5 protein-coding genes are annotated in these 10,827 nt (G+C 62.2%); 1 reads left to right on the top strand and 4 read right to left on the bottom strand.

What is annotated here, in order from left to right; genetic code table 11:
- Window positions 1–192: hypothetical protein (locus ACLP9N_RS29815; RefSeq protein ID WP_442410740.1), on the bottom strand; the 192-nt coding region annotated here is incomplete at its 3' end.
- Between the two features lie 325 nt (window positions 193–517).
- Between ACLP9N_RS29815 and ACLP9N_RS29810 the strand changes: the two genes are divergently transcribed.
- Entirely contained in the window at window positions 518–1,657 is a 1,140-nt protein-coding gene (locus tag ACLP9N_RS29810; protein WP_442410739.1) for a class I SAM-dependent methyltransferase, read from the top strand.
- Window positions 1,658–2,099: 442 nt separating this feature from the next.
- On the opposite strand, the gene ACLP9N_RS29805 is transcribed toward ACLP9N_RS29810, so the two are convergent.
- The 3 genes from ACLP9N_RS29805 to ACLP9N_RS29795 all read right to left on the bottom strand — a co-directional run.
- Window positions 2,100–2,936: a class I SAM-dependent methyltransferase gene (locus tag ACLP9N_RS29805; RefSeq protein ID WP_442410738.1), complete on the bottom strand. Its 837-nt coding sequence runs from the start codon at window positions 2,934–2,936 to the stop codon at window positions 2,100–2,102.
- A 182-nt stretch (window positions 2,937–3,118) separates the two neighbouring features.
- A complete protein-coding gene (locus ACLP9N_RS29800) occupies window positions 3,119–9,205 on the bottom strand; it encodes a type I polyketide synthase (protein ID WP_442410737.1) in 6,087 nt (2,028 codons plus the stop codon).
- A 19-nt stretch (window positions 9,206–9,224) separates the two neighbouring features.
- On the bottom strand, window positions 9,225–10,827 hold a 1,603-nt coding region (locus ACLP9N_RS29795), incomplete at its 5' end, for an SDR family NAD(P)-dependent oxidoreductase (RefSeq protein WP_442410736.1).

Below are 10,827 nucleotides of genomic sequence, written 5' to 3'. Positions count from 1 at the left end.
GAACACGTCCACGCCGACGAACCCGCCACCCACACCGGGCACCTCAGCGTGAAAGAGGACAACGGCCACCACGGCCACAGCGCGCAAGCCTTCGATGTCCGGGCGAAATCCCGACTGTACCGAGCGCTGACCTTGCAGTCCTTCGATAGGGCTGATGCTGTCGATAGGGCTGACGCTGTCGGCGTGGCGCAAAGGTCACCAACCTTGGAAGAGGACGTGTTCTTCGAGTCGGGGAATTATCACACACCTGTTCAACAGGTTGGGTATGTTGACGAATCATTACTTCATCGTCGGCTCGGGAGCGTCTGGCTCTTTGGGCTGTCAAGGAGCTGACGGAAGGCGGCCCAACGGTTGTCGTGTTTGAGGTGGGAACCCGGACATCGCCCATGACTTTCGTGCAAAGCAGAGGTCCGCAGGATTGTGGGGCCGCGTCAAATCGGCGTTTCAGCGTCTGCAGGCTCAGGCGCCTTGCCGACCCAATAGGGCCGAGTCCAGCCGAGAACCTGGAGGTGAACCGGTGAGCTTAGTCGATAGTCCGACAGTGGAAAGTCCACAAGTGGATCGGACGAACCTTCATAAATTTTGGAAAGCGATTCTTGTTGGCATCGCGCTCCTTCTGGCTACGGCATGTTATTTCGAACCGGTGCTACTCGTCGCGTTTGGCGTATTTCTACTGCTACTTCTCTGTGCGCGCCTTGCTTATCGCGATCGCGACCGCTACATTCCGAACTTATATGCTCGCGACACCACAATATATGACGACGCGTATCGCGCGTTTATGGGCCGCACGCTCGAAGACATTCGGCGATGCAAGATTCGCGGCCACACGCTATTGTGGGAAGCGGCGCGACTGGCCAGACCGAGCCGCCAGAATTCCGACGAACTACTGCTTGATCTAGGCGTCTGGCTCGGCTGGTCGACGAGGCTGATATCTGATGCTTCTGGCCGCCAGGTATACGGCTTCGACACCTTTGAGGGCCTGGTTGAAGACTGGCAAATCGACGACCAGATCCTCATCAAGCGGGGAACCTTTTCACTATCAGAACCGCTCGCGCAACGTTCCATGCTAGATACGGGTGTGAGCCTGCAGGACGGGTTACCTGCGGCGCTCGGTCGCAAGGTGCAATTCATCAGGGGGAGCACCTATGAGACGTTGGCCCCATTTTTGGCCGACAGACCGGCCGCCCCGATCAGGCTTTTCCACATGGATTTGGATACGTATGAGAGTTGTCTGCACGCGCTAGAAACGTGCAAGGACCGCTTTGTCGAAGGATCCATTCTTGTCTTCGACGAATACCTTGTCACTAATGCCGAAATGCGATCGTTCTTTGAGTTTCAGAACCAGTACGAGCTTGAATGGCGATACCGGGCCTGGGGCCTCGAAATCATGGAGATGAATCTCGAGATGACCGTTGCGCGATGGAAGCGCGTGACATACTACTTGCTCTGGATCGCAGCGTATTGGTTGGCGGGCGACGGTAGCTATGTTTGGAAGTTCTTCCGCGGCCGGTTTTGGCGATTTTGGTTGGGCGCACCAATCGGCGATATCCTTTTCATGCTTGGCGCTGCCGGACAACGGAAGTCAATCAGTCTCGAGATCACCGGTCTGGGTAGGCTTGACCGGACCCGTCCGCGTGAACAGAACAACAAAGGATGAATGGCAGGCCTTTGTTTTTACGACTTTAATATACCGAAGCTCGATAAGTATTCGCGATCATTCGCGGCGCATGAGACGGCTCCCTCGAGTAGCCCGAGTTGGCTAACCCTAGCGTTGAAGTTTGGCCGCTGAAGTTGGCCGATTGTGTTGCGGAGGTGGGCCGCGACGGTGAGGATTTGTCGGCTGGCGCGGATCTTGACGCTACGGCAATGGCGTGTGAGTGGCTGACAGCCATCGCGGCGCCCACGATGATCAGCTGGCTTCGATGATTCGTGCAAGTGTTGTTAGATTGGGCGGCCCTTCAGGTCGTGCTCGGACATCCGAAAGGCCTTCTCGAGGTGCCAGAGTTGGTAGCAGGCGCCGATGGCGTACTTGCGCCGACTCGGTCGGATTGAAGAAATTCGACCTACCATGACGCTCAGAAAGAATTCTAGCAACCCGACTATGCGAGATTTGCAGGCTTTCGTAGGACCACAGCATCTTGGGGATCGAGCCCACGTTCAATATAATCCACTATGTCGAAATAGGCCGACCACTCATTATATACGTACTTTTTCGTGTGGAAGGCGGCCTGATAGAAGTCAGGGAATCCATCGAGCTTAAACCTCCCTTTTGAAAAGGTAATGAACATAAATCCGCGCTCATCAATTTCCTCCGAATAGGAACGGTCCTCGCGAAACCATCTCATAGCGTATTCGCCCTGGACCGATAAAATGAGAATCGCTCCGGGTCGCGCGACGCGTTGAAGCTCGCGAAGCCATACGTGCTGAAGCTCCTCGCCCAGGTGAGAAAAAACCGATATACCATAAATCAAATCAAACGCGTTGTCATTGAATGGCAATGGAGGTTGATAATTGTTCACACTCCAATGAATACCGGGCAGGTTGTTCTTGCCCCAATGCACCAAATCCGAATCAATATCTGTCGCATACAAAGTGCATGATTTATCCCGAAAATTTTGTATGACCCGACCGCAACCACTTCCAAAATCTAAAATATCCGTAAAAGAGTCAAAATCGCGACCCGCGACCCTGCACAAGTCCTGAATGTTTTGCGCAATTGTTTTTCCTGCTTCGAGGTATCCGCTTCGGTCCCTATTCGTCTGGATCCGCCATCGAAGTTTAGCCGGAGGCGCAGGCTCCTGCGTCGGATCGCGTCGCTTACCTCTCCAGTCGCTAAGGGTAGCCATTAAAAACCGAAGTCGAAACAACGGATATGCACAAGCAGTCAACACATTCAAGGCTGGCTTGAACTCTATTACTTTTCTTCGGATACCCATGGCACCTCTCGAATCTTGTCTGAACTAGGACGATATGCCGGGAAGGTTCGCGGGTCAAGCGGGCGGGGGCGGGCCCGAAGGCGGTCGCGCAGCTACGTAAAGCGCCTCGACGCGCGACAGTTCGCCAAGAGGCGGCGCGGTGCGCCGTGCTGCGCCTCAGCGAAGCCCCGCGGAAACCGAGGTTAGCAATCGATCTCTGCATTCAAATCGAATTCGGCAAAGGTGCGCGATATGATCTCTCGCAGCTCACTTTTGGTGTTTGGCTGGCCCACAAGATATGCGGAGATCCTGATGAAGATCTTCCCGCGGCCGCGGCCGGAACCCACAAACAGTTGTCCACCTATGTGCTCGAGTGTGCTTTTCTTGATATCGGGCTCGAGGCCTCTCATGTCCACGTAGTCGGCATCGGTGCCGTCGGGCCGGTTCGCCGCCGGGGGCAGGTCACCCAGATTGGAGACGGTAACCGGAAGGCTGGCACCACCCGCCGCCATCCCCGCAATCCTCCTGTTCACCCACCTCGGTATCATTGCCGCCAGCGGGAATGTCGACAAGAATTCGTCGGGGTTCTTCACCGCTGCGAGGATTGCTTGGGTGATCTTGGCGTGGATTTCCCCGAGGTCCGTCGCCGCGTGCGTCGGGTCAACCGTGACGTCGACCACCGTGAGCGCATTACCACGGGTATCGTCTTCGGTCCGTAGCGTCACCGGAAATCGTAGGGTGACTGTTCCGTCGTCGTGAACACGCCCCACCCTCACCGCGAGTCTGCACGCGACTCCTGCCACAAGCGAGTTACTGCTTGCGCCGAGACTTTTCGCGCGAACATCCCATTCCGCCAGGTCGACATATGCGGTCAGGGTCGGCACCTCTACCGCCTGATCGTTGCCGGCCGTTCTCGGGGGCGGTGGAGCCGCTTTCATCGATGAAGTGAATTGTTTGCGATCGGGCCAGGCCTTTCGAGCTGTGGCGACCAACGCCTGCCCTACGTCGGGCAGGTCTTTGACCGTTTGCTGTAGATCCTCACGCAACGCCCGCCTGAGGGTGCGCGACCGCGCAGGCGGATAGCCCAGATTGCGCGTCCTGCCCTCGGCAGCATCGGCTATCGCCTGGCCCAACCCGACCCCGTCGACGATCGTATGCGAAACCACCAGACTTACCGCGGCCCCGCCGTCTTCGAGCGGAAGCACCCCGAGATGCCAGCCGGGTCCCCACTCCGGATCAACGGGTAGGCGCGCCCGCTCATCGGCCCATGCGCTTACCTCGGCGCGCCGCCGCGGCGCTGCGGCGATATCAATGTCCTCGGACGCCGCAGCCTTGACCCAGCGATCACGCGCGAACGGCAACGAAGACCGTTCGATCCTGCGTCCCAACAACCCGGATCCGAGATTGCGGTGAAAACGCCGCAACCCGTCGACATCGACGGCACGGTCATATATCCAGGTGACCTGCGTCAGGGTGTCGTGAACCGCTCGCATCGTGCGAAATACCGCTTGATCCACGTACGCGAGCCTGTTGTCTGCCGGCTCGTCGCTGCGCGTGCTGACCTGAGCTGCCGGGACCGCAGGCGCAGCGGTGTCGGTTAGTAGCTCGGCCAGGTGGGTGGCGAGCGTTGCGGGGGTTGGGTGGTCGAGGGCCAGGGTTACCGGCAGGCTGAGGCCGGTTTGTTGATTGAGGGTATTGCGTAGTTCGAGCGCGGTCAGTGAGTCGAGTCCGAGGTCTTTGAAGGGGCGGTCGGGATCGAGGTCGTCCCGGTCGGGGTGGGCCAACACGGTGGCGGTGGCGCCGACCACCATCGTGGTCAAGGTGTGAAGTTGTTGTTCGGCGGTTTGACCGGCCAGCATTTCCCGAAGTCCTGAAGCGCTCGCGGTCGATGTAGTGCCGCTGTTCTCAGTGGTATCCGCGCGCGATGCCAACTCGGCAAGCAGTGGGTGTGAGCGACGAATGGTGAACGCGGGCAGGAACCGCTCCCACGACACATCGGCGATGGTGATCAGTGTGTCGTTTACCTCGATGGCCTCTTGCAGCCCGGCCAGCGCAATGTTGGGCGGCATCTGGTTGATTCCGAGTCGCCGGAAATAGTCAAGGATCTCTGGTGGCATGTTGCCCGTCTCGTCTGCCCAGAGCCCGAACGCCGCTGCCACCGCCGAGCATCCCTTGCTGCGCAACCGAGCGGCTAGCGCATCGATATGGGCGTTGGCGGCCGCATAGGCGCCTTGTTGCACGCCCCCCCACGTCGCTGCTGCGGAGGAGAACAAGAGGAAGGTATCCGGCGGTTCGTCGTGGAGCAGTTCCGCGAGGTTATCGGCCCCTACCGCCTTCGCGGCATAAATATTGGAGAACTCTTCACAAGTCGTGTCGGATATGGTGTCCCATCCGATTGCTGCCGCGGCGTGAACGACGGTCCCAATCGGTCCGTGTGCCTTGCGGATGTCGGCAAGGACAGCCGCCAAGGCCGACCGATCCGTCACATCGACCGATACCGCTGTCATATCCACCCCGCGTGCGCGGAGTTCCTTTTCCAGTTCGGCCGACTGAGGATGCTCGGCCGCGTTGCGGCTCAGCACGACAAGGTGGTTGGCGCCCCCTTCGGCCAGCCAGCCGACCACGTGCTTGCCCACGCGCCCCGTTGCACCGGTGACCAGAGCCGTTCCCGAGGGTTTCCAGCCGTGTGCGCGTTCCAGACGCTCCAACGGCAACGGCGCCTCGACCAGGCGACGCACGCTCACACCCTGCCGACGTATCGCCAGCTGGTCTTCTGCTTGCGGGCAAGTCAGTATCGCGTGTAGGTGCTCGATACCGCTCGGTGTCGCGCCGGGCGGAAGATCGATCAGACCTCCCCACTGATCGGGGTGCTCGAGACATACGGACTGTCCCAGCCCCCAAACAGCGGACTGGCTCGGACTCACGGGACCGTCATCGGAGGACACGGAAGCGGCGCCCCGGGTGACCACCCACAAAGGTATTCCCAGACCGGAATCGCAATGAGCTTGTGCGACAAGAAGCGTCGCAGACAAACCGACCGATACCCCAGAACCCGGACGCGTCCGCTCATCGGTTGCCAGGAACGAAACGATGCCGTCACAATGAGCGCGCGTAGCAGCAGTGGTCAAAGAGGCGGACAACGAGTTTCGTTCCAAGGCAATGGGATCGACTGTCAGGACCTCTACGTCATCTGCATACCGTGCAGTCAATCCGGTGATCCACGAATCATCGGCCTGGTCGGGAGAGGCCAAAACCAGCCATCGACGACGGGTCGGCGGGAAGGTATTCGGAGTGATTGCTCGCCACTCGATCCGGTAGCGCAGCTTGTTCGCCGCCGACCGCACACCAAGATCGCTGCGCCACTCCCGCAAGGCGCGCACAACAGCTGCCAGTGATGCCCCGCTCTCCGCATCGCTTAGCCCTAATACCTCCGCGACCGTATCGACCGCGTCATCGTCGACGGCTTTCCACAGCGCACCGTCAGCGGGTCCGCTGACTTCGGCGGTGGGAGTGGGGGCCAGCCAGTAGCGGCGGTGCTCGAAGGGGTAGGTGGGCAGCGCCACGGTGTGGGCGTCCGGGTAAAGAGCTCGCCACGACGGGCTATGACCGTGGTTGTGCAGCTGGGCCAACGCGGTAGCCACTGCGTCGAGGTCGGGCCGGTGACGGTGCAACGTGGTGATCACCGTCGAACCGGCCCGACGGGGGGTGTCGGCCACCGCTTCGGTGATCGCGGCCGCCAACACCGGCTGCGCCGAGAGCTCGACAAAAACGTGCTCGCCCTGGCCCAGCAACCAAGCAACACTGTCATAAAACCGGACCGGCTCGCGCAGGTGTCTGGTCCAATACCGGCTCGACGTGAGCTGCTCGGACGTCGCTGGTTGACCGGTGAGGTTGGACAGAATGGGCACCGTGGGCGGCGCGAAAGTCAGCCCGGCGGCAATGGCCTCAAACTCGGGCAAGGCCGGGTCCATCAACGACGAATGGAAGGCGTGGCTGACCGATAAGGCGCGGACTCGAAGGTCGTGCGCGGCGCAGTGGTCGCGGATCGGTTCGAGCTCGTCGGGGTGCCCGGAGACAACGACCGAGGTGGGCCCGTTGACCGCGGCGATGGCTATCGTGGGGTGATCGTTGAGCAGGGCCACCACGTCGCGTTCGTTGGCATGGATGGCCAGCATCGCGCCGGGCGGACAGGCTTGCATCAGCCGACCACGGGCGGTGACCAAAACAGCGGCGTCGGCAAGCGAGAACACACCGGCGATATAGGCGGCCGTGAGTTCTCCGATGGAGTGCCCTAGCAGATAGTCGGGGGTGATGCCGGCTTCGACGAACACGGCATGCATTGCCGCGCCCATGGCGAAGATCGCGGGTTGTGTGTAGGCGGTTTGGTGGATTAACTCGCCAACAGCACTACCCGGCTCAGCGAACATGACCTCGCGCAGCGAGACCTCCAGGTGGGCGTCGAAAGCCTCACATATGTTGTCGAGAGCGCGCGCGAAGGTGCGGTGACGGCGGTAGAGGTCAAGTCCCATGCCGGGGTATTGGGCTCCCTGGCCGGGCAAGACGAAGACGGTCCTGCCGGGCGACTTGTGCGAAGGACTGTGGTGGCGGGTCAAGCGGGGGTGGGGTAGATCTGCGGACAGCGCATCCAAGGCATCCAGCAGGTCCTGGCGGGGCTTCTCGGTGTGGGAGTGCGCGGTGATGGTGGCCCGATAGGGGTGATGCGTGCGGGTGCTGCCCAGGCTGTAGGCCACATCGGTGAGATCTAGGTCGGGATGGCAGACCAGGTGTTTGTGCAGCCGGTCGGCCTGCGCGCACAACGCTGCGGGGGTGCGCGCCGAAACCGGCCACAACGCCGGCGCGAACTCGACTCCGTCCGGGGCCCGGCCGGCCGGGGCTTGGGCGTCAGCCGATTCTTCCGGCGGGGTGGGGGCTTGTTGCAGGATGAGGTGGGCGTTGGTGCCGCTGATCCCGAAGGAGGACACCGCCGCGGTGCGGGGGTGGTCGGTGACTGGCCAGGGCACCGGTTCGGTGAGGAGGTGGACGGTGCCGGCTGACCAGTCGATGTGTGGGCTGGGGTGATCGACGTTGAGGGTGGGGGGCAGGCTCTCGTGGTTGAGGGCCTCGATCATTTTGATCATTCCGGCGACACCGGCGGCGGCTTGGGTGTGGCCGATGTTGGATTTGATTGATCCCAGCCACAGGGGGTGTTCTGCGCTGCGGGCGGCGCCGTAGGTGGCGATCAGGGCGCCGGCCTCGATCGGGTCGCCCAGGGTGGTGCCAGTGCCGTGGGCCTCGACCACGTCCACCTGATCGAGCCCGATGCCGGCGTTGGCGACGGCTTGGGTGATGACGCGTTGTTGCGCGGGCCCGTTGGGGGCGGTCAATCCGTTGGAGGCGCCGTCTTGGTTGATCGCCGATCCGGTGATGACCGCCAACACTGGATGGTTGTTGCGCTGGGCATCGCTGAGCCGTTCCAGCACCAGCACCGCGGCCCCTTCACCAAACCCGGTGCCATCCGCGTTGGCGGCGAACGCTTTACAGCGCCCGTCGGCAGCCAGCCCGCGTTGCCGGGCGAACTCGGTGAAGATCGAGGGGGTGGTCATCACCGTGACGCCACCCGCCAGAGCCAGACTGGATTCGTTGTTGCGCAGGGACTGGCACGCCAGGTGCGTGGCCACCAGTGACGACGAGCAGGCCGTGTCGATGGTGATCGCCGGGCCCTGCAAACCCAGCGCATAAGCGACACGCCCGGAGGCCACGCTGGTGGACAGGCCGGTCAGGCCGTATCCCTCCGCACCCTCGGAACCGCCCGCGCCGTAGGGTTGTGACCACGCTCCGACGAACACCCCGGTCTCAGAGCCCACCAACGCGGCCGGATCGATTCGGGCGGTTTCCAACGCTTCCCAGCACACCTCCAGCAGCAACCGCTGCTGAGGATCCATCGCCACGGCCTCGCGCGCCGAGATCCCGAAAAACTCGGCGTCAAACCCGGCCGCATCCGCCAGAAACCCGCCGGCGCGGGTGTAGGTCTTGCCCACCGCATCGGGGTCGGGATCAAACAAGTCCGCGAGATTCCAACCGCGGTCGGCCGGAAAGCCCCCCATCGCGTCGGTGCCACTGGCCACCAGATCCCACACCGCCGCCGCCGAATCCACCCCGCCGGGGAACCGGCACGCCATCCCCACCACCGCCACCGGCTCTAACGCACGCGCCCGAAGTTGCCTCAGATCTTCATTCTCGATAAGAGCGGCTCGGAGGGCCTCCGTTAATTTGTCGAGTTGACTTTGCATCGATTCTTACTATTCCTATTTATCTATTTCTCGAGTTTCTCAATGCAACAGCGATGAGGTCCTCTGCGTCCATATTGGCGATGCGCGACTTATTCTGCTGATGATCAGCGTCGCGATAGTCGTTCGACGCGAGTTTCTTGAGAAGCTCGACTATGTCGGCCTCTTCGAGTCGACTGGCTGGAATCGACGTAATCAATTCTTGAATCTGTTGGACGTAGCCGTTAGTTGTGGATGCCGGCGTCGCCGCGCTGAGTTGGGTGGTGAGGTGGTGGGCTAGTGCGGTGGGGGTGGGGTGGTCGAAGGCCAGGGTTGCGGGCAGGGTGAGGCCGGTGTGTCGGTTGAGGGTGTTGCGTAGTTCCAGGGCGGTCAGTGAGTCGATGCCGAGGTCTTTGAAGGGGCGGTCGGGATCGAGAGCGGCCGGGTCGGGGTGGGCCAACACGGCGGCGGTGGTGGCGGTGACCATCGCGGTGAGGGTGTGCAGCCGTTGTTGGGGGGTTTGGGTGGCCAACATGGCGGCCAGTGTGCGGGCGGTCGCGGCGGCGGCTTGGGGGCGGCTGGTAACCAGGCCGGACAGCACCGGGTCCAAAGAGTTGTGGCGCGCCTGGCGCGTCAACGCGCCGGTGTTGAAGGGGCTGGCCACCACGTTGGGCTGTTGACTGATGAGTGCGGCGTCGAAGAGTGCCAGGCCGCGCTCGCTGGTGATCGGTATTACGCCGGTGCTGGTCAGGCGGGTCAGGTCGATGGTGTTGAGGTGGGCGGTCATCCCGGTGGGGGTTTGCCAGTAGCCCCAGGCCACGCTGGTGGCCGGGCGTTGGGTGTGGTGGCGGTGGCGGGCGAGCGCGTCCAGGAAGGCGTTGGCGGCCGCGTAGTTGGCCTGCCCGGGGCTGCCCAGGGTTCCCGCGGCCGAGGAGAACAAGACGAACGCGGCCAGGTCGCGGTCGGCGGTGAGGCGATGCAGATGCCAGGCGGCGTCGGCTTTGGCGGCCAAGGCCGCGTCGAGTTGTTGTGGGCTTAGTTCGGTCACCACGGCGTCATCGAGGACGCCGGCGGCGTGGATGACCGCGGTCAACGGGTGGTCGGCGGAAACGGTGTCGAGTGCTGCGGCCAGGTCGGCGAGGTTGCCGGTATCGCAGGCAGTGATGGCGACGTGGGCGCCCAGCCCGGCCAAACGTTGTTGCAGTTCGCCGGCACCTGGAGCGCTGGGCCCGCTGCGCGACAGCAGGAGCAGGTGCTTGATGCCGTAGTGGGTGACCAGATGTTCGGCGAAGATCGCGCCCAGCATCCCGGTACCACCGGTGATCAGCACCGTGCCGTCGGGATCCGGGACCGCGGGGGGGATCAGCACGATCTTTCCGGTATGGCGGGCTTGGCTCATGTCGCGGAAGGCTTGGGGGGCGTTCATCAGGCCGTAGCTGGTGGTGGGCAGCGGCTTGAGGACGCCGGCGGCAAACATCTGGGTCAGGGCCGTCCATCCTGGCTGGAGGGATTCCGCTGTTGCGTTGGCCAGATCGAAGGCATGGTAGTCGACTCCGGGATGGGATGCGGCGATGTCGCCGGCCGCGCGGATGTCGGTCTTGCCGATTTCGATGAAGCTGCCCCCGCGGGGCAGCAGTTGCAGTGAG

Source organism: Mycobacterium sp., assembly GCF_052144515.1.
Taxonomy (GTDB): Bacteria; Actinomycetota; Actinomycetes; order Mycobacteriales; family Mycobacteriaceae; genus Mycobacterium.
Note: the sequence above shows the minus strand (reverse complement) of the source record. Positions and strands in the feature narration are given on the sequence as shown.